Annotated in this window: 18 protein-coding genes; 9 read left to right on the forward strand and 9 right to left on the reverse strand. The window is 69.2% G+C overall.

Annotation, left to right across the window (positions count from 1 at the left end; translation table 11 throughout):
• Nucleotides 1-271 precede the first annotated feature (271 nt).
• The 6 genes from ACIGII_RS10330 (at nucleotide 272) to ACIGII_RS10355 (ending at nucleotide 6584) form a co-directional block, all read left to right on the forward strand.
• Nucleotides 272-916: a histidine phosphatase family protein gene (locus ACIGII_RS10330; protein ID WP_399637814.1), complete on the forward strand. Its 645-nt coding sequence runs from the start codon at nucleotides 272-274 to the stop codon at nucleotides 914-916.
• A 59-nt stretch (nucleotides 917-975) separates the two neighbouring features.
• On the forward strand, nucleotides 976-2250 hold the full coding sequence (folC, locus tag ACIGII_RS10335) for a bifunctional tetrahydrofolate synthase/dihydrofolate synthase (protein ID WP_399637817.1): 1275 nt from the start codon (nucleotides 976-978) through the stop codon (nucleotides 2248-2250).
• 101 nt (nucleotides 2251-2351) lie between these two features.
• Complete coding sequence (locus ACIGII_RS10340; RefSeq protein ID WP_399637819.1) at nucleotides 2352-3374, forward strand: SPOR domain-containing protein; 1023 nt, start codon at nucleotides 2352-2354, stop codon at nucleotides 3372-3374.
• A gap of 55 nt (nucleotides 3375-3429) precedes the next feature.
• Nucleotides 3430-4227, forward strand: coding sequence for a CvpA family protein (locus ACIGII_RS10345; protein WP_399637822.1), 798 nt, complete (start codon nucleotides 3430-3432; stop codon nucleotides 4225-4227).
• Between the two features lie 29 nt (nucleotides 4228-4256).
• Nucleotides 4257-5723, forward strand: coding sequence for an amidophosphoribosyltransferase (purF, locus tag ACIGII_RS10350; RefSeq protein ID WP_399637824.1), 1467 nt, complete (start codon nucleotides 4257-4259; stop codon nucleotides 5721-5723).
• 72 nt (nucleotides 5724-5795) lie between these two features.
• Complete coding sequence (locus ACIGII_RS10355; protein WP_399638129.1) at nucleotides 5796-6584, forward strand: ferritin-like domain-containing protein; 789 nt, start codon at nucleotides 5796-5798, stop codon at nucleotides 6582-6584.
• Between the two features lie 46 nt (nucleotides 6585-6630).
• Here ACIGII_RS10355 and ACIGII_RS10360 read toward each other — a convergent pair whose 3' ends face one another.
• Nucleotides 6631-8118, reverse strand: coding sequence for a phospholipase effector Tle1 domain-containing protein (locus ACIGII_RS10360; protein ID WP_399637826.1), 1488 nt, complete (start codon nucleotides 8116-8118; stop codon nucleotides 6631-6633).
• A gap of 215 nt (nucleotides 8119-8333) precedes the next feature.
• Here ACIGII_RS10360 and ACIGII_RS10365 point away from each other — a divergent pair, with 215 nt between their 5' ends.
• Nucleotides 8334-9590 (forward strand): M12 family metallo-peptidase, encoded by a 1257-nt coding sequence (locus tag ACIGII_RS10365; protein ID WP_399637828.1) that lies wholly within the window; start codon nucleotides 8334-8336, stop codon nucleotides 9588-9590.
• Nucleotides 9591-9793: 203 nt separating this feature from the next.
• Here ACIGII_RS10365 and lpxH read toward each other — a convergent pair whose 3' ends face one another.
• From lpxH to ACIGII_RS10405, 8 genes are all read right to left on the reverse strand, one after another.
• Nucleotides 9794-10534, reverse strand: a complete 741-nt coding sequence (lpxH, locus tag ACIGII_RS10370; protein ID WP_399637830.1) for a UDP-2,3-diacylglucosamine diphosphatase — start codon at nucleotides 10532-10534, stop codon at nucleotides 9794-9796.
• Between the two features lie 69 nt (nucleotides 10535-10603).
• Nucleotides 10604-11143 (reverse strand): phosphatase PAP2 family protein, encoded by a 540-nt coding sequence (locus tag ACIGII_RS10375; protein WP_399637832.1) that lies wholly within the window; start codon nucleotides 11141-11143, stop codon nucleotides 10604-10606.
• Nucleotides 11124-12260 (reverse strand): glycosyltransferase family 4 protein, encoded by a 1137-nt coding sequence (locus ACIGII_RS10380; RefSeq protein ID WP_399637834.1) that lies wholly within the window; start codon nucleotides 12258-12260, stop codon nucleotides 11124-11126. Before ACIGII_RS10380 ends, ACIGII_RS10375 begins: the two co-directional genes overlap by 20 nt.
• A 123-nt stretch (nucleotides 12261-12383) precedes the next feature.
• Nucleotides 12384-13910: an exopolyphosphatase gene (gene ppx, locus ACIGII_RS10385; protein ID WP_399637836.1), complete on the reverse strand. Its 1527-nt coding sequence runs from the start codon at nucleotides 13908-13910 to the stop codon at nucleotides 12384-12386.
• A gap of 127 nt (nucleotides 13911-14037) precedes the next feature.
• A complete protein-coding gene (ppk1, locus tag ACIGII_RS10390) occupies nucleotides 14038-16119 on the reverse strand; it encodes a polyphosphate kinase 1 (protein ID WP_399637839.1) in 2082 nt (693 codons plus the stop codon).
• Nucleotides 16116-17456, reverse strand: coding sequence for a phosphate regulon sensor histidine kinase PhoR (gene phoR / locus ACIGII_RS10395; RefSeq protein WP_399637841.1), 1341 nt, complete (start codon nucleotides 17454-17456; stop codon nucleotides 16116-16118). Before phoR ends, ppk1 begins: the two co-directional genes overlap by 4 nt.
• Before the next feature lie 21 nt (nucleotides 17457-17477).
• Nucleotides 17478-18167 carry a phosphate regulon transcriptional regulator PhoB gene (gene phoB / locus ACIGII_RS10400; RefSeq protein ID WP_399637844.1) on the reverse strand — a complete coding sequence of 230 codons (690 nt, stop codon included), beginning with the start codon at nucleotides 18165-18167 and terminating at the stop codon, nucleotides 17478-17480.
• Between the two features lie 172 nt (nucleotides 18168-18339).
• Entirely contained in the window at nucleotides 18340-19980 is a 1641-nt protein-coding gene (locus tag ACIGII_RS10405; protein ID WP_399637845.1) for a M48 family metalloprotease, read from the reverse strand.
• Nucleotides 19981-20087: 107 nt separating this feature from the next.
• Between ACIGII_RS10405 and grxC the strand changes: the two genes are divergently transcribed.
• On the forward strand, nucleotides 20088-20384 hold the full coding sequence (gene grxC, locus ACIGII_RS10410; protein WP_399637847.1) for a glutaredoxin 3: 297 nt from the start codon (nucleotides 20088-20090) through the stop codon (nucleotides 20382-20384).
• On the forward strand, nucleotides 20381-20773 hold the full coding sequence (locus ACIGII_RS10415; RefSeq protein WP_019185812.1) for a carboxymuconolactone decarboxylase family protein: 393 nt from the start codon (nucleotides 20381-20383) through the stop codon (nucleotides 20771-20773). Before grxC ends, ACIGII_RS10415 begins: the two co-directional genes overlap by 4 nt.
• The last annotated feature ends 97 nt before the right edge of the window (nucleotides 20774-20870 follow it).

The following is a 20870-nucleotide window of genomic DNA, read 5'->3' on the forward strand; positions in this document are numbered from 1 at the left end:
CCGGTAGGTCCCTGGCAAAGTAAAGGAGGAGGTGGCGGCCGCAGGCCGCCGCCGGGGGACATTTGCATAGGGGCCTGCCGGCCGCGGCGGGGCCCCGAACGCTCGCGACGACCTGATCGAAGACCCGCACCAAGCTCCCCGAAATGAGACGCTGAAACGTCGACCGGAGACGAGCTTGGTTGGCAAGGTATGATGGCCCTTCCCCCACGATCGTTCACATCACCTGAACGATTGCGACTGTTCTCCTCTCCCCCAAGGACCTCTAGTTCGCATGCGCATCCTGCTTGCCCGCCACGGCGAAACCCCCTGGAATGCCGAAGGCCGTTACCAGGGCCAGATCGATATCCCGTTGTCGCCGATCGGCGAAGCCCAGGCCAAGGCGCTGGGCGAACGCCTCAAGTCGGTGGACATCACCCGTGCCGTCGCCTCGCCGCTGTCGCGCGCACAGCGCACCGCGCAGCTGGCGCTCGGCGCCGACCGCGCCGGCACGCTGCTGACCGAACCGGACCTGCAGGAAATCGCCCACGGCGAGTGGGAAGGCCTGCTGGCCAGTGAAATCCATGAAAAGGACCCCTCGCGCCTGCAGGCCTGGCGCGACGAGCCCGACACCGTGCTGATGCCGGGCGGCGAATCGCTGCGCCTGGTGCTGGACCGCAGCTGGCGCGGCCTGGCCCGCGCCGCCGAGGGCCTGGGCGAGCACGACACGCTGCTGGTGGTTGCCCACGATGCGGTCAACCGGGTGATCCTGTGCCGCATCCTTGGCCTGCCGCTGTCGCGCCTGTGGACCTTCCGCCAGGCCCCCACCACGCTCAACCTGCTGGAAGGCGCCGACCTGGACAGCCTGGAAGTGGTGCGGCTGAACGACTGCGCGCATCACACGCCGTTTTTTGGTGAAGCGAAGCATCGGGCGTTGTGAGTTTTTTGAGGTTGCCGACCGATTCCCCGGCTTTTTCCGCGATCAGCACTTTTCCTGTCATGACCAAGACCCGCCCGCACTCCCTTGCCGACTGGCTCGCCTACATCGAGCAGCAGCACCCGGCCACCATCGACATGGGGCTGGAGCGCGTGCGCGCGGTGGCCACCGCGCTGGGCCTGGGCCAGCCCGCGCCGCACACCATCGTGGTGGGCGGTACCAACGGCAAGGGGTCCACGGTCGCCTTCATCGAGGCGATCGCGCGTGCGGCCGGCTGGAAGGTCGGGGCGTACACCTCGCCCCACCTGCTGCGCTACAACGAGCGCGTACGCATCGACGGTGAGGAGGCTGACGACGCGGCGCTGATCGCGGCCTTCAACGCCATCGAGGATGCGCGCGGCAGCACCACGCTGACCTACTTCGAATACGGCACGCTTGCGGCCCTGCAGCTGTTCGCGCAGGCCGGGCTCGACCTGGCCGTGCTGGAAGTGGGACTGGGCGGACGCCTGGACGCGGTCAACATCGTCGATGCCGACGTGGCGGTGATCACCACCGTGGACATCGACCATGCCGACTGGCTGGGCGAAGACCGCGAAGCCATCGGCGCAGAGAAGGCCGGCATCATCCGCGGCTGGAAGCCGGTGATCCTGGGCGAGACCGATCCGCCGTCCAGCGTGCTGGCGCGTGCCTACCTGCTGGGTGCCAACGCGATCCGCGGCGGCAGCGATTTCTTCGCCGATGCCATCGATGCCCAGCGCTGGTCCTGGCGCGACGTCGGCGTCCGCATCGAACTGCCGATGCCGACGCTGCGCGGCCCGATCCAGCTGCGCAATGCCGCCTCGGCCATCGCCGCGCTGCGCGCGCTGGGCAAACCCCTGCCGCGTGCGGCCATCGCCGAAGGCGTGGCCCAGGCCCGCATCCGCGGTCGACTGCAGGCGTTCGCGCGAGACGGCGTGGAGGTGCTGGTGGATGTCGGCCACAACCCGCAGGCCGCGCGCGAGCTGGCGGCTGCCCTGAAGGCCGCGCCCATCAGCGGGCGCACGGTGGCCGTGTTCGCCGCATTGCAGGACAAGGACGCCGCCGGCGTGGTCGACGCGCTGGCCGGGCGCATCGATGCCTGGCACCTGGCCGGGCTCGCCGGCGCCCGCGCGCAGACGGCGTCGGCATTGCAGGCGCGTCTCGCCGGCACCGCGGCAGCCGGTGCAACCCCCCATGCCGATATCGACACCGCATTGCAGGCGGCCCTGGCCGCCGCCACCGTCGGTGACCGCGTACTGGTCTTCGGTTCCTTCCACACCGCCGCGCAGGCCCTGCGGTGGCTGGAAAACGCCCGCTGAGCCGCGTGGCAAGCGACAACGTTCAGCCGTCTTCGACCCCGCGCCCGCGTGCGCCCGTATAATCGCCGTGGCATTCCGCCGCGCCGCCCTGCCTGCCTTCCGTGGATACTCCTCTGAAACAGCGACTGATTGGTGCCATCGTCCTGGTGGCGTTGGCCGTGATTTTCCTGCCCATGCTGGTCAAGGGTCCCGCGCCCGACAGCGGCGTGGCCACCGTCCCGATCACCGCGCCGGACGCCCCGGCCGACGGCCAGTTCCAGACCCGTGAGCTGCCGCTGGTCGCGCCCACCGGCGGGGCCACCGGCCTGCAGAGCGGGGTGTCGACCACCCAGCCGCTGCAGCAGGACGCCGCCGCGCCGACCGACCCGGCCGCTGCGGATACCTCGCCGGCCGTGGCTGCGGGCAACTACGCCGTCAGCTTCGGCGCCTATGGCAGCCAGGCCGACGCCAACGCGGTGATCGCCTTCCTGAAGAAGGCGCAGCTGCCAGGCTTCAGCGAACCGGCCACCATCAACGGACGCCAGGCTTGGCGCGTGCGCGTGGGGCCGTACGCCGATCGCGCCCAGGCCGAAGCGGCACGCCTGGAAGCGGTCAAGGTGCGCAACGACGTCAAGGCCGAAGTGGTGACCCTGGACGCCCGCGCCGACAGCGCCGTGGCCGCCGCACCGGCGCCGGCGCCCGCAGCGTCGACCCCGGCCGCCTCCAGTGCGGCCGCTGCACCGGCTGCCGCCGCGGTGAAGACCGAAGCGCTGCCGCCGGAGCCGGTCGCCGCCAGCAAGCCCACGCCGAAGCCGGAGCCGGCCAAGCCCGAACCCAAGCCGGCCGCCGCGCCGGCCAAGCCGGAACCGGCCACGCCCGTGGCGGCGCCGACCGCACCGGCGGCCAGCAGCGTGGGCTTTGCCGTGCAGCTGGGCGCGTTCGGCCAGGCCACCGAAGCCAATGCGCTGCGCGACAAGGTCCGCGCCGCCGGCTTCAGCGCCTTCGTCGAGCAGGTACGCACCGACAAGGGCACGCTGAACCGCGTGCGCGTCGGCCCGGTCGCCAACCGTGCCGAGGCGGAGAACCTCAAGGCCCAGGTTGCGTCCAAGGTCGGCGTGGCCGGCATGGTCCGGCCGCATCCCTGATGCGGCTGCCGCGCCCAAGCCGGTGGGCCGGCGCCCGTGACGGGAGCCGCAGCGCATGATCGACCTGGTGCTGCTGGCGGTGATCGGCATTTCCACCCTGCTCGGGGTGATGCGCGGCTTTGTCAGCATCGTCATCAGCACGCTGTCGTGGCTGCTGGGCGGCTGGGCGGCCCTGTTGTTCGGGCGCAGCGCCGCTGCCTGGTGGTCGGCCCCGGCCGCGCCCGGCAGCGGGCATTACGTTGCCGGCTACCTCACCGTGTTCCTGCTGGTCATGGTGTCGGTCTGGGCGGTCGGCCTGGTGGTGCGCCAGGCCGTGCGTTCGACCCAGCTGAACGGCGCCGACCGCATGCTGGGCGCGGGGCTCGGCCTGGCCCGCGGTGGCCTGATCACCTGCGTGCTGCTGCTGCTCGGCTCGTACACCCCATTGACCGGTGAAGCCAGCTGGCGCAGCTCGCACCTGCGCGCCGCGCTCGATCCCGGGGTGGGCTGGATGCAGTCCAAGCTGCCGCGCATGCCCGAACTGCCGAAGCTGCCCGACCTGGATGCGGTCAACGGCCTCCAGGGCCTTCCGGCCGCGCTGCCGGAGGTGAACATGGCGCAACTGCCGATCGGGGAGTTGGGCAAGCCGGGCACGACAGGCGATAATGGCGTCCTTGGCCAGTTGCTGGGTGGGCGCGGATGGCCGCGACCACTGGATGAAACCCCGCAGCAGGCGGTGGACCCCGCCGATGTGTGGGCCAACCAGGCACGGCCAGGCTCCCCCCAGAACATCGACCCGGCGCGCGTGCGCCCGGACGACACCGTTCCGGCACGGAACGGTTCCCCCGGCCAGGCACGGCCACCTTCACAGTAGATGGGCCCAGCCCAGCGGAGATTCGCACCATGTGTGGCATCGTCGGTATTGTCGGCAACCAGAACGTCGCCGGGCAGTTGTATGACGGCCTGACCGTCCTCCAGCATCGCGGCCAGGACGCGGCGGGCATCGCCACCGCCGACGGCACCCGCCTGCGCGTGCAGAAGGCCAACGGCCTGGTCCGCGACGTATTCGACGCCAAGCGCATGTCCACCCTGGAAGGCCGCGTCGGCATCGCACACGTGCGCTACCCGACCGCCGGTTCGGAAGGCATGGACGAGGCGCAGCCGTTCTACGTCAATTCGCCGTACGGCATCGCGCTGGCCCACAACGGCAACCTGATCAACACCGAGGCGCTGCGCCAGCAGGTGTTCGAGCAGGACCGCCGCAACGTCAACACCGATTCGGACAGCGAAGTGCTGTTGAACGTGTTCGCCTTCGAACTGGACGCACAGCGCCAGCTGACCCCGGAAGCGGCGATCCGTGCCGTGGCCGGCGTGCACCGCCGCTGCAAGGGCGGCTATGCGGTGATCAGCGTGGTGCTGGGCCTGGGCCTGGTCGCCTTCCGCGACCCGCACGGGATCCGCCCGCTGGTGCTGGGCAAGCGCGCGCATGCGGAAGGCGATGAGTACATCGTGGCCTCCGAATCGTCGGCGCTGGACGTGCTGGGCTTCCAGCGCGTGCGCGACGTGCGCCCGGGCGAGGCCCTGGTGATCACCGCGCGCGGCGAGCTGTTCTCCGAAGTGTGCGCCGAGCCGGTCGAGCACAGCCCGTGCATCTTCGAGTATGTGTACTTCGCGCGCCCCGATTCGATGATCGACAACGTCTCGGTGCACAAGGCGCGCATGCGCATGGGCATCAAGCTGGGCGAGAAGATCCTGCGCCTGCGCCCGGACCACGACATCGACACCATCATCCCGATCCCGGACACCTCGCGCGACGCCGCGCTGGAAATCTCCAACGTGCTCGGGGTGAAGTACCGCGAAGGCTTCATCAAGAACCGTTACATCGGCCGCACCTTCATCATGCCGGGGCAGGGTGAGCGGGTGAAATCGGTGCGCCGCAAGCTCAACCCGATCCACCTGGAGTTCCGCAACCGGGTGGTGCTGCTGGTCGACGATTCCATCGTGCGCGGCACCACCAGCCAGCAGATCGTGCAGATGGCGCGCGACGCTGGCGCGCGCAAGGTGTACCTGGCCAGCGCGGCACCGCCGGTGCGTTACCCCAACATCTACGGCATCGACATGCCGGCGGCCGAAGAGCTGGTGGCGCACAACCGCAGCGTGGACGAGATCGAAGCGCACCTGGGCTGCGACTGGCTGATCTACCAGGACATCGAAGACATGGAAGCAGCGGTGCGCGAAGGCAACCCGGAGCTGAAGTCGTTCGATTCCTCGTGCTTCAACGGCGTCTACCCGACCGGTATCGAGCCGGGCTACTTCGAGCGCATCCAGCAGCTGCGTTCGGACGACGCCAAGCACAAGCGCCGCGCCTGAGGCCTGTCGGTGAGCACGACCTTGCCGCAGGACGCGGCGGCCGGTGACCTGCTGCGCGCAGCGCAGCAGTGCATGGCCGAGGCGGACCCACTGCGCAAGGTCGCGCTGACCCGGCACTACGCTGCGCTGTATCGCGATGGGCAGTTGACGCGTCGCGCGGACGCGCCCGCGCCCGAACCGATCCGCATGCCCGGGCGGCCACCGCAGCTGCAGCTGGTGCACCCGCGCGATGTACCGCGGCGTGGACTGGGCAATGCCGAAGGTCGGGCGGCCTTCATCCACGCCATCGCGCATATCGAACTCAACGCGATCGATCTGGCCTGGGACGCGGTGTATCGCTTCCGCGGGTTGCCGGCGTCCTTCCATGCCGACTGGGTAAGCGTGGCCGACGACGAGTCGCGCCACTTCCTGCTGCTGCGCGCGCGGCTGCAGGCGTATGGGTTCGACTACGGCGATTTCGCCGCGCACAACGGGCTGTGGGAGATGTGCGAGAAGACCGCGCACGACGGCCTGTCGCGCATGGCGCTGGTGCCGCGGGTGCTGGAGGCGCGCGGGCTGGACGTCACCCCCGGCATGATCACCAAGCTGCGCTCGGCCAACGACCATGCGACCGCCGACGTGCTGGAGATCATCCTGCGCGAAGAAGTGGCGCACGTCGCGGCGGGCACGCGCTGGTATCGCTGGTACTGCGAGCGCGCCGGGGTGGAACCGCGCGCGCGCTTCATCGCGCTGCTGCGCGAATATGCCAGTGGCTACCTCAATGGTCCGTTCAACCTGGAAGCGCGGCTGCTGGCCGGGTTCGACCAGGACGAGCTGGCGGACCTTGTCGAGCAGGCGGGTCGTACGCCGTCAGGATCGTAGCGCCGCTACGTGATTGCGGTGGGTTCATGCGGGGAATCCCGTCGCGTCAGACGTTCCGCAACACCACACGGGTTCCGTCTTCCGTGGGCCGGTTGATGTAGAACAACCCTGGGCCCGGCCGGTACGGTAACGCGTGCGTCGCCTCATCGGCGGCGTACAGCAGCGCGGTGTCGCCCAGCGCATCGAAATTCCAATGCGCCGACTGCATCAGGTAGCGCTGTCGCAGCAACGCCTCCTGCGAGGCATCCAGCGCCTGGCCGGCGACCAGGCGGGCCGCGATCGGCTGCAGCTCGGCGGGCAATGCCATCGTCGGATCGGCATCCGGCACCCGCGCCCAGAGGACGCCCGCTGCCGCCGCGCGCTGGTGCATTACCCGCAACGCCACCAGCTGGTAGCGCCAGTCGATGTCGCGCTTCAGCACCACCGCCGCGTGCGCGAACAGGACCCACGTCGGCAGCACGCTGTCGCTGCCGGCCACGCGCAGTGGCTGCCAACGGTGCCACACGTCCACCCAGATGCTGTCGTCGCCCAGCCCCAGTGCGTCCTGCCACTGACGGCAGGCGAGCTGCGCGCGGCGGTAGACCTCGGTGTCACGCAACAGCGCCAGCGGCGGCGGCGTGGTATCAGGCACGGAGTGCCGGCGCACGCGCTGGCCCTGCGGGCGGGTCAGCAGCTTCGGGCCCTCGGTGCGCTGGTCGTAGCCGCCGCCGATGTTGGCGTGCGCGCCGGGCAGGGCGATTTCCTCATGTTCCGGTGCCACCGAGGTCAGGGCGAAGTAATGCCGGTGTTCATCGCGCGCGACGATCTGTACGACGGTGTCGGCGCAGTCCGGCGCGAGCGCGACGTGCGGCAGTTCATCGCGTTGCCGCGCATCGATGGCCACCACCGTGTCGAACAACCCGACAAAGCGTACCGGCCGCAACACCGGCGACGGCCCCAGCGTCCATCCGGTGCGGCGCAGCTGCTCCTGCAGCCAGGACCGGCCGTCCGCACGCGTGAGCCGGTTGACCGCATCGCGCGCGGACGCTGCGCCGCGCGAGAAGCCGAACAGGTCCAGCCGCACCGCGGTCAGTGCATGCGCCGGCAAGGTCCGCGACAGGTCGCGCAGCGCGTCCGGCAGCAGGACGTCGAGCGCGCGGCGCACCTTGGCCTTCGCCCCGCTGGGGCCGATGCCGAAGGCCAGCCCCATCAGGTCGTCGTCCTTGCCACTGCGGGTCCCGGCGCCTTCGATGTAGATCGCGAGCGACAGCGGGCCTGGCGTAGGGGGCGCGGCGTGGCGGTGGTCGGGGTACAACGCATGCAGCCGGGCGATGTTGGTCAGCCCGTTGCTGAAACTGCTGGTCAGCCGGCTCTGGTACGGAGAGGCATCGTCGGCCAGTACCGCTGGCGCCGGCATCCTGGGTGCCGGGGACGTGCTCCCGGGCGGGTGCGAGGCGCGCCGCAGGTTGTCCGCATTGTTGCGGGTGCCGTCGAAGAACAGGCCGATCTGCAGCGTGACCGGCATGATGGTGGTCGGATCGGGCTGCCCCGCCATGGCCTCGGTTCCCCAGTCGATGCAGGTCCAAGGTAGCGCGAAAACGACACGCGCGCGACGTAACTGAACCGCTTTGGGTGGCGGTCACACTTCCGACATTTCATCGAAAGCCACTATTGAATTCACGCGATCACTTGGCGCCAGATGGTCCGGCCTGCTGAAGGGGCGGCAGTGCGAACACGTTCACTCCTGAAGATCACTCATAGAGAGGCGACATGATGTCCAGTCCGATGAGAAAGACCGCAGCTGCGATCACGTTGTTCCTTGCCACCGTCGGCACGGCGGCCGCCGCACCCCTGTTCGCACCGGTGACGGTGTTGAGCCGTGCCAGTGCGGCCACCCAGCCCGCGGCGCAGGCAGTACTGGCCGCGCCGTCCAGCGCCGCGGTACAGGAGGTCCAGGTCGATGCCGGCGCCGTCGCGGCCAGCCAGCGTCAGCTGGAGTTCGAGCTGCTGGGCAGCCCGGTCACGGCGCTGCAGCAGCGCGTGGAAAGCCTGCCCGATGGTGGCAGCATCTGGTATGGCAGCGTGCAGGATGCCGGCTCGCGCCTGACCCGCCAGGCCGCCGCGAACGACCCGGGGAACTCGGTGATCCTGGTCCGCTCCGGGGCCACGGTGACCGGCTCGATCCGCCGCAATGGCACGCTGTACCGGCTGCGTCCGCTCAGCGACGGTCGTCACGTGCTGGTCCAGGTCGACGAGTCACGCATGCCGGCCGATCATCCGGCCGACTACAACACGCTGCCGCGGATCGACATCCCGGTCAGCGAGCGGATCGGCATCGCGCAGGCCTCGTCGGGTTCGCCGGCCACCATCCGGGTGCTGGTGGCGGCCACCAATGCGGCGGTGACCGCCTATGGCGGCAACATGCAATCGCTGGTGCAGCTGGCGGTGGCAGAATCCAACCAGGGCTACGTCAACAGCAACGTGGGCATCACCATGCAGCTGGCCGGCTACCAGGCGGTGTCGTATACCGAGTCGGGGAACTTCAGCACCGACCTGGCACGTTTCCGTTCCACCAACGACGGTTACATGGATGCCATCCACACCACCCGCAACAGCACGGCCGCCGACGTGGCGGTGCTGTTGATCAACAACAGCAGCTATTGCGGCCTGGCTTCGGGAATCGGGTCCTCGGCGTCCACCGCGTTCGCGGCGGTGTACTGGGACTGCGCCACCGGCTACTACTCGTTCGCGCATGAGATCGGCCACCTGCAGAGCGCCCGCCACGACAGCGCCACCGATCCCAGCACGTCGCCGTACGCGTATGGGCACGGCTACCGGTATCAGCCAGCCACCGGTTCGCGCTGGCGCACGATCATGGCCTACGACTGCACGCAGGGCTGCCCGCGCCTGAACTTCTGGTCCAACCCCAACATCAGCTACAACGGGGTCCCGATGGGCATTGCCGCCAGCGCCGACAACCAGCGCGTGCTGGTGAACACCAAGGCCACCATTGCCGCATTCCGCTGAGGGCGCCCGGGGCACACGACCAACGGTATGCCCGCCGAACGGCGGGCACCCTTCGGGCCGTCGGCAAGCGACGTTAGGAAGGGCTACGCCCTTCCTTGCGTGTGCTACCGACGACAGAGGGTAGGTAGCGACCGTTGGTCGCTACCCGCTCCACCGACCAGCGCACCACAGAGGGTAGGTAGCGACCGTTGGTCGCTACGCTGTCACGCCAGCGAATCCAGCGTCCATCCCTGCGGGGTCACCCGCAGCACCGAGCCCTGCTCGTACCAGTCGCCGAGCACGATGCGCGTGCAGGCGCGACCCCCGGCCTGCAGGCTGTGGATGGCCGGCCGGTGGGTGTGGCCGTGGATCAGGGTGTCCACGCCGTAGCGCACGAAGGTGGCGGTGACCTCGTCGGGGGCCACATCGGTGACGGTTTCAAAGCTGGCGCGGTCGCCCTGCTTCATTTCCGACTGGCGTGCCTGGCTGGCATCGCGCGCCTTCTGCGCGAAGGCGATGCGTGCGGCCAGCGGTTGCGCCAGGAACTGCGCCTGGAACACCGGATCGCGGGTCTGGGCGCGGAACTGCTGGTACGCCACGTCATCGGTGCACAGCAGGTCGCCATGCTGCAGCAGCACCGGCTGCCCGTACAGGTCGATCACGCTCGGATCCGGCAGGATGCGGAAGCCGGCACGCCGCGCGTACGCATCACCCACCAGGAAATCGCGGTTGCCGCGGATGAAGTACACCGGCACCCCGGCGTCGGCCACCGCCTTGAGCGCATCGGCCACCGCGTCGGCGGCCGGGGAGGGCGTGTCATCGCCGATCCAGGCCTCGAACAGATCGCCCAGGATGTACAGGGCATCGGCCTGCATCGCCTCGCGCTGCAGGAACGCCAGGAACAGGTCGGTGATGGCTGGACGGCTCGGGTCCAGGTGCAGATCGGAGATGAACAGCGTGGTCATGCCGTCCATTGTATTAGGTTGGCCCGGCACCGCGCAGACACCCATGGCCCTGCGCACATGAACCCGCAATCAAACCGGCAACGGCCACCATTGCAGGCTTGCGCCGGCCAACGCCGTGGCAATCGCCGTCCCCGCCAGCACGTCGCTGGGGTAGTGCAGCCCCAGCACCACCCGCGAAACCCCCACCGCCGCCGCGAACGGCACCAGGATCGGCGCCAGCCAGGGGTAGTAGGCCAGCGCCACGATGGTGAACGACACCGCGTGCAGGGTGTGCCCCGACGGGAAACTGAACTCGTCCAGCGGCGCCACCCAGGCGCGGATGCGCAGGTCCGCCGCATACGGGCGCGGGCGCCGGGTCCACCGTTTGAGGCCCTTGTACAGCAGCAGCGCGATCAGTCCGGTCGCGGCCATGTGCAGCGACGCGCGCAGGCCGTCACTGCCATCCACCAGCACCAGCGCGCCCATCAGCGCATACCAGAACAGGCCATCGCCCAGCCGGCTCACCACCGAGAATGCACGGCGCACGCGGCGGTGCCGGCAACAATGGTTGGCGCGGCGGCACCAGCGGGTTTCGCGCCCGCGCAGGGCATCAAGCGGCGTGGTGCGCATGGGGCCTCCGCGCGTGTGCCAGCTCCGCCAGCAGGGCGTCGAATTCCGCCACGACCTGCTGCGGGTGCAGGCGCTGCATCGCCGCGGCCGCGTTGCGGCCCAGCCGTTCGCGTTCGGCATCGTCGGCGGCCAGGTGCACGGCCGCCTCGATGAAGCGGCTGTCATCGTCCACGGCCACTCCGCTTTCCCCGCTGCGCAGGTGTTCGCGCGCCGCGCCGTAATCAAAGGCGACCGTGGTCACGCCGCTGGCCATCGCTTCAAGGGTGACATTGCCGAAGGTCTCGCTGCGGCTGGGGAACAGGAACAGGTCGCCACTGGCGAAGTGACGCGCGAGCGCGTCACCGCGCTGCACGCCACAGAAGATGAAGTCCGGGTTCTCATGCGCCAGCTTCTCGCGTGCCGGGCCGTCACCCACCCAGACAAAGCGGGCCTTGGGGCGCACCTGCTGCAGGCGCCGGAACGCCTTCACCGCCAGCGCCAGGTTCTTCTCGGCGGCAATGCGGCCCACGTAGATCGCCGCGAAACCGGTGCCGTCGATGCCCCATTCCTCACGCAGCGCCGGGTCGCGTCGTCCGGGTTCGAACTGGCTGCTGTCCACCGCGCGCGCCAGCAGCCGCACGCGGTCGAATCCCTGGCCGGCCAGGAACTGCTGCAGCTCCTGGGTCGGCACCAGGGTCGCATCGGCCTGGTTGTGGAAGCGCCGCATCCAGCGCAGCGCCGCGGCCTGCAGCCAGGCCACGCCGTAATCGGGCAGGTATTCGTCGAAGCGGGTGTGGAAGCCGGTGGCGACCGGAATGCCCAGGCGCCGCGCCGTGCGCAGGGCCGACCAGCCGAGCGGGCCCTCGGTGGCAATGTAGATCGCGTCCGGTCGCTGCTGCTGCCACTGCCGGGCCAGCCGCTTCGGCGCGGGCAGTCCGAAGCGCAGGCCGGGATAGCGGGGCAGGCCGGCACCCTGTACCAGCAGCGCGCCGGCGGCGTCGATCTCGTCGCCTTGGCGGGGACGGACCAGGTCGACCTCGTGCCCGGCCGCGCGCAGCCCCTGCTCCAGCCCCTGCACGGTCAGGGCGACGCCGTTGACTTCCGGCGGGTAGGTTTCAGTGACGATGGCATAGCGCATGGCGGGCCTCCGGTTTCGGCCATGCTCGGGGCGGGCGATGTAGCGGACATGACGCCGCCATGACCGGCGCATGACGGCGTGCCGGGCATACAACGCCACGGCCGCGACCGGTGTGTGGGCCGCTCAGGCCACGAACGGACGGAACTGCACGCCGAGCCCGGCCATGCCGTCGGTTTCACCGATCAAGTCGGCGCGCAGCAGGGGGCGGGCGTCGATGTAGGCCTGGGGCAGGATCAGCGACAGCCGGCTGTCGTCGGCACTGAGCTCCAGCGGGGGCACCGGCGTCTCTTCATGGGCCCGGTTGAGCAGTACCGCCAGGCGCAGCAGGGCGGTCATGCGCCGGGCCGGCAGCAGCAGGCGCTCGGGCAGGGCATCGAACGCGGACTTGGAAATGTTGCGGCGGTGGCTGCGCACCAGCGCGGCCAGCAGCTGCTGCTCCTGGCGCGAGAAACCGGCGATGTCCGAGTTTTCCAGCACGTAGCTGCCATGCACGTGGTAGCCGCTGTGGGCGATCATCAGCCCGAGCTCATGCAGGCGTGCCGCCCAGCCGAGCATGCGCGCGTCATCCGGGTCCAGCGCCCAGCTCTCTTCGACCTGGGCGAACAGGTCCAGCGCGGTGCGCTGCACGCGCCCGGCCTGGACGGTATCGATGCCATAGCGCAGGGTCAGCGCATCCACCGACTCGTCGCGCAGGTCGTTCTCGCTGGCACGGCCGAGGATGTCGTAGAGGATGCCTTCGCGCATGGCCGCCTTGCTCACCAGCAGCTTCTGCAGGCCCAGTGCCTGGAAGGCCGCTTCCAGCACCAGGATGCCGCCGGCGATGATCGGGCGGCGGTCGGGCGACAGGCCGGGCAGGTCGATGTCGTCGATGCGCTTGGCCTTGAGCAGCTCATCGCGGAGCTGCGGCAGCGCTTCGGCGGTGATCGCGCCCTTGCTGAGCTTCATCGTGGCGCAGATTTCGCTGATCGCCTTGTGCGTGCCCGACGAGCCCAGCGCCTCATCCCAGCCCAGCGCGCGGTACTTGGTGGCGAACTGCTGGAATTCGGCGCCGATCTCGGTCAGGGCATCCTTCCAGCGCCGCTTGCTCAGCTTGCCGCCGGGGAAGAAGCGGCGGGTGCTGGCGATGCAACCGGCCTGAAGGCTTTCGCGCTCCAGGGTCTGCATGCCCTGGCCGATGATGAATTCGGTGGAGCCGCCGCCGATGTCGATCACCAGCCGGCGCTGGTCCGGCTTGGGCGGCTGCGCGTGGGCCACGCCCAGGTAGATCAGGCGGGCCTCTTCGCGCCCGCTGACCACCTCGATGGCATGCCCCAGCGCGGTTTCGGCCGGCATCAGGAAGGCCTGTGGCGAGCGCAGCTGGCGCACCGTGTTGGTGGCCAGCGCGCGCACGCGCACGGCCGGAATGCCGCGGATGCGCTGGCCGAACCGGGCCAGGCATTCGAGCGCGCGCTGCCGCGCCTCGGCCGACAGCCCGCCCTTGCCATCCAGGCCATCGGCCATGCGCACGGTTTCGCGCAGCCGGTCGACCACGCGCAGCTGGCCGAGCGTGTAGCGCGCGATCACCATGTGGAAACTGTTGGAGCCCAGGTCGATGGCGGCGAGCAGGTCGCCATCCTGCAGGGCGGGCGGAGTCGTGGAGGTATGCGGCATGGGCGAATGGTAGCCGATGGCCGGGTCGCGGCGTCACCGCACCGCCTTCACATGATGCGACCGGAGGCCGCACCGAAATGAATCCCGACCAACGGTCGGGATCTACCGATGGCGTTGTTGCAGGGCCCTACAGGCCCTGCATCAACGCCATCTGCGCCGAATGCGGGGGCTCGTCGTGGCCGGGCACGCACTTGCGGTACTCGCCGTCGGCCTGCAGTTCCCAGGCGTTGAGGTTGTCGTCCAGGTAGTTCTGCAGCACATCGCGGTAGACCTTGCGGGCCAGGTCCGGGTCCAGGATCGGGAAGCAGGTTTCGACCCGGCGCAGCAGGTTGCGCTCCAGCCAGTCGGCGCTGGCGCAGTACAGCTCGGAGGCGCCGTCGTTGCCGAACCAGTAGACCCGGCTGTGCTCCAGGAAACGCCCGACGATCGAGCGTACCCGGATGTTCTCCGACACCCCGGGCACGCCCGGGCGCAGCGTGCACGCGCCGCGCACGATCAGGTCGATCTGCACGCCGGCCTGCGAGGCGGCATACAGCGCACGCACCACCTGCGGTTCGTTCAGGGCGTTCATCTTGGCGATGATCCGTCCGGGGCGACCCTTGCCGGCCAGGTGCATTTCGCGCTCGATCCGCTGCAGCAGCCCATCGTGCAGGGTGAACGGTGACTGCAGCAGGCGCTTGAGGCGGGTCCGCGGGGCCAGCCCGGACAGCTGCTGGAACAGCAGGTGCACGTCGTTGCCGATATCCGGATCGGCGGTGATCAGGCTCAGGTCGGTGTACGCACGGGCGGTGCCGCTGTGATAGTTGCCGGTGCCCAGGTGCACATAGCGGCGCAGCTTGCGGCCCTCGCGGCGCACGATCAGCAGCATCTTGGCGTGGGTCTTGTAGCCCACCACGCCGTACACCACCTGCACGCCAGCTTCCTGCAGGCGGTCGGCCAGGCCGAGGTTGGCTTCCTCGTCGAACCGCGCGCGCAGTTCCACCACCACGGTGACGTCCTTGCCGTTGCGCGCGGCCAGGATCAGCGCATCGACGATCTGCGAATCCTTGCCGGTGCGGTACAGGGTCTGCTTGATCGCCAGCACGTTCGGGTCGACCGCCGCCTGCTTGATCAGGTCGAGCACGGCGGTGAACGCATCGAAGGGGTGGTGCAGCAGCAGATCCCTGCGCTTGACCATTTCCACGATGCCGTCGCTGTCGCGCAGGGTGCGCGGACTCATCGGCGGATACTTCAGCTCCGGGCGCGACAGCAGGTCGTACAGCTGGATCACGCGGTTGAGGTTGACCGGTCCATCGATGCGATACACCGCATTCTCGGTCAGCCCGAAATTCTGCAGCAGGGTGCGGGTGATGTCGGCCGGGCAGTCGTACGCGATCTCCAGGCGCACCGCCGGCCGGTAGCCGCGGTCGACCAGCTCATCGCGCAGGGCCAGCGCAAGGTTCTCCACTTCTTCCTCGTCCACCACCAGCTCGGAATTGCGGGTCACGCGGAACTGGTACGCGCCCTGGACTTCCATGCCGGGGAACATTTCGCCCACGAAGGTGGACAGCACCGAGGACAGGAATACGAAGGTCTGCGCGCCGCCGAGCGACTCGGGCAGCTGGATGATGCGTGGCAGCGAGCGCGGCGCGCGCACGATGGCCAGGTGCCCGGCACGGCCGAACGCGTCGGTGCCCTTGAGCACCACCACGATGTTCAGGGACTTGTTGAGGATCTTGGGGAACGGGTGCGACGGATCCAGGCCGAGCGGCGACAGCACCGGCATGATCTCGTTGCGGAAATAGGCGCGCAGCCAGCGCTTCTGGCGGTGGTTCCAGGAGTGCCGGCCAAGCACGTCGATCCCGGCCTCATGCAGCGCCGGGCGCAGCGTTTCGTTCCAGCAGCGGTACTGCTGGTCCACCAGCTCGGCGGCACGGTCATGGATGGCGTTGAGGATGGCCTGCGGCGCCATGCCGTCCGGCGCGGGCGGCAGCCCGAACTCCTGGGCGTGGCGCACGGCGGCGGCGCGGATCTCGAAGAACTCGTCCAGGTTGGTGCAGGAAATGCACATGAAGCGCAGCCGCTCCAGCACCGGCACCTGCGGGTCCATGGCCTGGGCCAGCACGCGGAAATTGAAATCCAGCTGCGACAGTTCGCGGTTGATGTACAGCGCCGGGTCACGCAGCGGGTCGGTGTCCGCCGGCACGGCGAGGGGAACAAGGGTGCTCATGCGGAGGAATCTTCTGCGGAAGGAAGGAGGGTCGCGTCGCCGCGCGCGCGCACGTGGTCGGCATCGAAGTGGCACGAGAACACGCTGCCCTTGCCGACTTCGCTCTGGATCTCCAGGCGGGCATGGTGCAGGCCCAGGATGTGTTTGACGATCGACAGCCCCAGCCCGGTGCCGCCGCTTTCGCGCGAACGGCTGCTGGAAACGCGGTAGAAGCGTTCGGTCAGGCGGGGCAGGTGGGTGGCGGGAATGCCGTAGCCGGTATCGCGCACGGCCAGCACCACGCCCTGGCCTTCGCGCGCCAGTTCCACCTCGACCCGGCCGCCGGCCGGGGTGTAGCGCACCGCGTTGGTGACCAGGTTGGAGAAGGCGCTGTGCAGTTCCTTGTTGGAGCCCTGCAGGTCGACCCCGGCGGTATCGAGCACGCTGATCTGATGGCGGCCCTGGCTGTGCGCTTCGGCTTCGCGGCGCAGCGTGGCCAGCATCGGTGCCATCGCCACGGTTTCCTCTTCGGTATGTTCCTGCGATTCCAGCCGCGACAGGGTCAGCAGGTCTTCGACCAGCTGCGCCATGCGCTGGGACTGCCTGCGCATCTCTTCCAGCATCGGCCCGGTACCGGGGAAATCCTCCGGCTCCATCATGTCCAGGTAGCCGTGCACCACGGTCAGCGGCGTACGCAGTTCGTGCGAGACATTGGCCACGAAATCGCGGCGGACCTGCTCCAGGCGCAGCAGCTTGCTGACGTCGCGGGCGATCAGCAGCCAGTAGTCGGGCGAATAGGGGATCAGGCGCAGGTTCAGGCGGATCGCCGGATCGACCGGCGAGGGTACGTCGAGGATCGGTTCGGCATTGCGGCCACCGGCCAGCCAGTGCGCCAGCGGCATCGGCTGCAGGCGTTCGACCAGCGCCTCGCCCAGATCGCCGGGGTGGTGCAGGCCAAGCAGCGTGGTCGCCGACTCGTTGAACCACTGCACGCGCTGGCTGTTGCGGTCCACCACCACCACCGCATCGGGCAGGGCCGCCGCGGCGGCGCGGTAGCTGCGCAGCATGTCCAGCAGACGCCGCTTGCGCATGCGCATTTCCAGCTGGTTGCGGTAGAGCAGGCGGTCCAGCTCGTTCCACACGCCATCGCCGCCGCTCATGTCCCACCGCTGTCGTGCGGTCAACCGTCGCAGCACCTTGCGCAGGCGCCAGTAGTGCCAGGCCAGGGCCGCGATGGACGCCAGTGCGATGCACATCCAGACATGGCCGCTGGCAACGCCCAGCCCCACCGCGACCAGCAGCAGTACGGCAAGCGAGGCGAGGGTTTTCAACCAGGCGGAACGGATGTGGCGCGGCATTGCGGTCTCAATGAAGATGCGTCACAGGGACGTGGAGAAACGATACCCCGCGCCGCGCACGGTCTGCACCATGTTCTCCGCGCCGAACGGCTCCAGCGTCTTGCGCAGGCGGCGGATGTGCACGTCGATGGTGCGCTCCTCCACGTAGACGCTGCCGCCCCAGACATGATCCAGCAGCTGCGCGCGGGTATAGACGCGCTCGGGATGGGTCATGAAGAAGTGCAGCAGCCGGTATTCGGTCGGACCGATCGGCACCGGCTGGTCACCGGCGAAAACGCGATGCGCCGCGCCGTCGATGCGGATGGTGCCCACCGCCACGCTGCCATCTTCGTCGTCGTCACGGGCCCGACGCATCACCGCGCGGATCCGCGCCAGCAGCTCGCGCGCCGAGAACGGCTTCACCACGTAGTCGTCCACGCCGGCTTCCAGGCCACCGACCCGGTCGTTCTCTTCGCCGCGCGCGGTCAGCATGATGATCGGCACCTCGCGGGTCAGGGCCTCCTTGCGCCAGCGCCGGGCCAGGTCCAGGCCGCTGGTGCCGGGCAGCATCCAGTCGAGCAGGATCAGGTCCGGTACGCGGTCGGCGATGGCGGTCTGCGCCTCGCGGGCGTCACCGGCGTGGATGGGGTCGTAGTCGCCCTTGCGCAGGGCGAAGGCGACCATTTCGCGGATCGCGGGTTCGTCATCGACGATCAGGATGCGTTTCTGCACGTGGCTACCGTAATGCTCATCGGACCGGGAGTGACCCCAGTAGACTACGGTTTCGTGACACGTTTGTGACATGGTCCCGGCCGGTACATGCCGGTGTCGCCTTCATGTCATCTTCACGCGGTCGGCGCGCCGACCAACGGCCGGCCCCCCTGCTGCCGGGCCGCACGCACCCTTACCGTCGCTCCAGCTCGGGATCGTCGATGCCCTGTCGGCGCATCTCCAGCACCAGCGGGGTGATGGTCTCGATCCGGGCATCCACCCGCGCGCGACCCACGTAGTCCAGCGCCGGCTGCTTCTTCAGTGCCTGCAACTGGATCAGCGCCTGCTCCGGCCGGCCGTTCAGGAACGCCGCTTCGGCATAGGCCTCGCTGGCCCGGACGGTATCGCCGGCCAGCTCGCTGGCCCGGGCAAAGCGCTGCTGGAACACCGGGTCGTTGCCGCTCTGGGCCATCAACGGCCGCAGCATGGCCTGCGCACGCTGGCCGGCCTCGCGGCCGCCCTGTTCGTTGAGGATCTCCGCGTACGTCAGCGCCACCGGGCGGCTGCCCGGGTGCTGGCGCAGCAGGGTGTCGAAGCGGGCGTTGGCCTCGGCGCGCTGGCCGGAGCGCGATTCGGCCTCCCCCAGCGCCAGGGCTACCCACAGGTTGTCCGGATGCTCCTGCAGCAAGGCCGCCAGGTCGCGCCGCGCCTCGGCCGCGCCGCTGTTGCGCAGCCGCGCCAGCGCCAGGCCATAGCGTTGTGCATCGGTCAGGCCGTTCTTCTGCGCGCGCTGCAGGTTCTGGTACTCGGTGGCCAGCTCGCCGGGGGTGTCGGCGCTGAGCACCCGCAGGCGCTCGCGGGCCCAGTCGAACTGCCCACTGGCGCCGCGGCTGAGCGCGTTGACCGAAAACTGCATCGCTGCCGGCAGCAGGGGGTTGTTGCGCTGGACCATCGGTTCGGACATCGCCGGGTCGGCCGGGTTCACCCGTTCCTGCCGCACGCCCCCGGGCACGGCGGTGGTCAGCAGCACCGTGTCCTTTTTCATCTGCTCGGCGCGGGCCTTGGCTTCGCTGATGCGGGTGGTGTTGACCGGGTGGGTCTGCAGGAAGTCCGGCACCGAATAGCCGCCGGCATTGCCCCGCATGGAGGCGGACATGCGCTCGAAGAAACCGGCCATCGCATCCACGTCGTAGCCACTGCGCGCCAGGGTGCGGATGCCCAGGCGGTCGGCTTCGGATTCGTTGCTGCGCGTGTAGTTGATCTGGCGCTGCTGCATCAGCCCCATGCCCGAGGTGATCGCGGCCATGGTCGCATCGCCGGACGAATTGCCGCCGGCCTGCTGCGCGGCCACCACGGCGGCCAGCATGCCCAGCAGGATCGGGATCTGGTCGCGCTGGGCCCGTTCCACCCCGCGCAGCACATGCTGCTGGGTGACGTGGGCGATTTCGTGGGACAGCACCGCGGCCACTTCGTCCTCGCGTTCGGCGGTCAGGACCAGCCCGGCGTTCACCCCCACGTACCCGCCGAGGGTGGCGAAAGCGTTGATCTGCCGGTCGCGCAGCATGAAGAACGTGTAGGACTGGCGGGGCTGCGCGCTGTTGGAACCCAGCCGCGCGCCCATGGTCTGCAGCCAGTCGTCCACCAGCGGATCGTCCAGCAGGTAGCCGTAGTTGCGCAGCTCGCGCAGCATCATGCCGCCGTACTCGGCCTGGCGTGCCGGGGTCAGCAGTTCGCCCGCCGACGACCCGATGTCGGGCAGCTTGCTGTCCTGGGCCGACGCCAGCGGCGCGGCCAAAGCCAGGGTCAGTGCGGCAGAGAGCAGCAGAGGGCGCAAACGGGACTCCTTGGGGCTGCGGGTGACCCACAGTGTTGCGGTGATGACATGGAAATTCCAGCGCAGGGCTACCATATACAGACACTCGTTCCGCTGTGGAGTTTCCCGTGAGCCAAGATGTTGCTGCCAACCCGGGCGGGAAGCCGCCCATCACCATCTATTCGACTGCCGTGTGCCCGTACTGCGTGGCGGCCAAGAACTTCCTGAAGAGCAAGGGCGAGAGCTGGACCGAGGTCCGCATCGACCTGGACCCGAATGAGCGGGAGAAGATGATGGCCAGGACCAGGCGCACCAGCGTGCCGCAGATCTTCGTTGGCGACGTCCACGTGGGCGGGTTCGACGACATGATGGCCCTGCACCAGGCCGGCAAGCTGGAACCGCTGCTGAAGGGGGAGGGCGCATGAGCGCCGCCGACGACGGCAGCAAGGACCGGATCGCCGAATTCACCGAATTCCGCCAACGCATGAACCAGCGCATCCTGGGCGAGCCGAACCAGGTGGTGCGGCGCTTCTTCGCGCTGGACACCCAGACCTACCAGGCCGGCGCCCTGGACGTGAAGACCAAGGAGCTGCTGGGCCTGGTGGCCTCGATGGTGCTGCGCTGCGACGACTGCATCAGCTACCACGTGGCCCAGTGCAAGGACGCCGGGGTGACCCGTGAAGAGTTCTTCGAGACCTTCTCGGTGGGCCTGGTGGTGGGCGGTTCGATCGTGATCCCGCACCTGCGCCGCGCGGTGGACTTCCTGGACCAGCTGGAAGGCGGCGCGGAAGCCCCGGCTGTGCACGAACACTGATGGATGGCGCCGCCCGACCAACGGTCGGGCGCTACCCGGGCGCGCCACGGCGCCGGTAGGTCGGCATGAATGCCCGGCGGCCCCTGCGCCGGTAGGT

It is taken from the genome of Stenotrophomonas sp. NPDC077420, from assembly GCF_044543385.1.
In the GTDB taxonomy this organism is placed as follows: Bacteria; Pseudomonadota; Gammaproteobacteria; order Xanthomonadales; family Xanthomonadaceae; genus Stenotrophomonas.

Coding starts and splice junctions, on each gene's coding strand:
- ACIGII_RS10330 (WP_399637814.1), top strand. CDS start 272: ATGCGCATCCTGCTTGCCCGCCACGGCGAAACCCCCTGGAATGCCGAA.
- folC (WP_399637817.1), top strand. CDS start 976: ATGACCAAGACCCGCCCGCACTCCCTTGCCGACTGGCTCGCCTACATC.
- ACIGII_RS10345 (WP_399637822.1), top strand. CDS start 3,430: ATGATCGACCTGGTGCTGCTGGCGGTGATCGGCATTTCCACCCTGCTC.
- purF (WP_399637824.1), top strand. CDS start 4,257: ATGTGTGGCATCGTCGGTATTGTCGGCAACCAGAACGTCGCCGGGCAG.
- ACIGII_RS10355 (WP_399638129.1), top strand. CDS start 5,796: ATGGCCGAGGCGGACCCACTGCGCAAGGTCGCGCTGACCCGGCACTAC.
- ACIGII_RS10360 (WP_399637826.1), bottom strand. CDS start 8,118: ATGGCGGGGCAGCCCGATCCGACCACCATCATGCCGGTCACGCTGCAG.
- ACIGII_RS10365 (WP_399637828.1), top strand. CDS start 8,334: ATGATGTCCAGTCCGATGAGAAAGACCGCAGCTGCGATCACGTTGTTC.
- lpxH (WP_399637830.1), bottom strand. CDS start 10,534: ATGACCACGCTGTTCATCTCCGATCTGCACCTGGACCCGAGCCGTCCA.
- ACIGII_RS10375 (WP_399637832.1), bottom strand. CDS start 11,143: ATGCGCACCACGCCGCTTGATGCCCTGCGCGGGCGCGAAACCCGCTGG.
- ACIGII_RS10380 (WP_399637834.1), bottom strand. CDS start 12,260: ATGCGCTATGCCATCGTCACTGAAACCTACCCGCCGGAAGTCAACGGC.
- ppx (WP_399637836.1), bottom strand. CDS start 13,910: ATGCCGCATACCTCCACGACTCCGCCCGCCCTGCAGGATGGCGACCTG.
- ppk1 (WP_399637839.1), bottom strand. CDS start 16,119: ATGAGCACCCTTGTTCCCCTCGCCGTGCCGGCGGACACCGACCCGCTG.
- phoR (WP_399637841.1), bottom strand. CDS start 17,456: ATGCCGCGCCACATCCGTTCCGCCTGGTTGAAAACCCTCGCCTCGCTT.
- ACIGII_RS10415 (WP_019185812.1), top strand. CDS start 20,381: ATGAGCGCCGCCGACGACGGCAGCAAGGACCGGATCGCCGAATTCACC.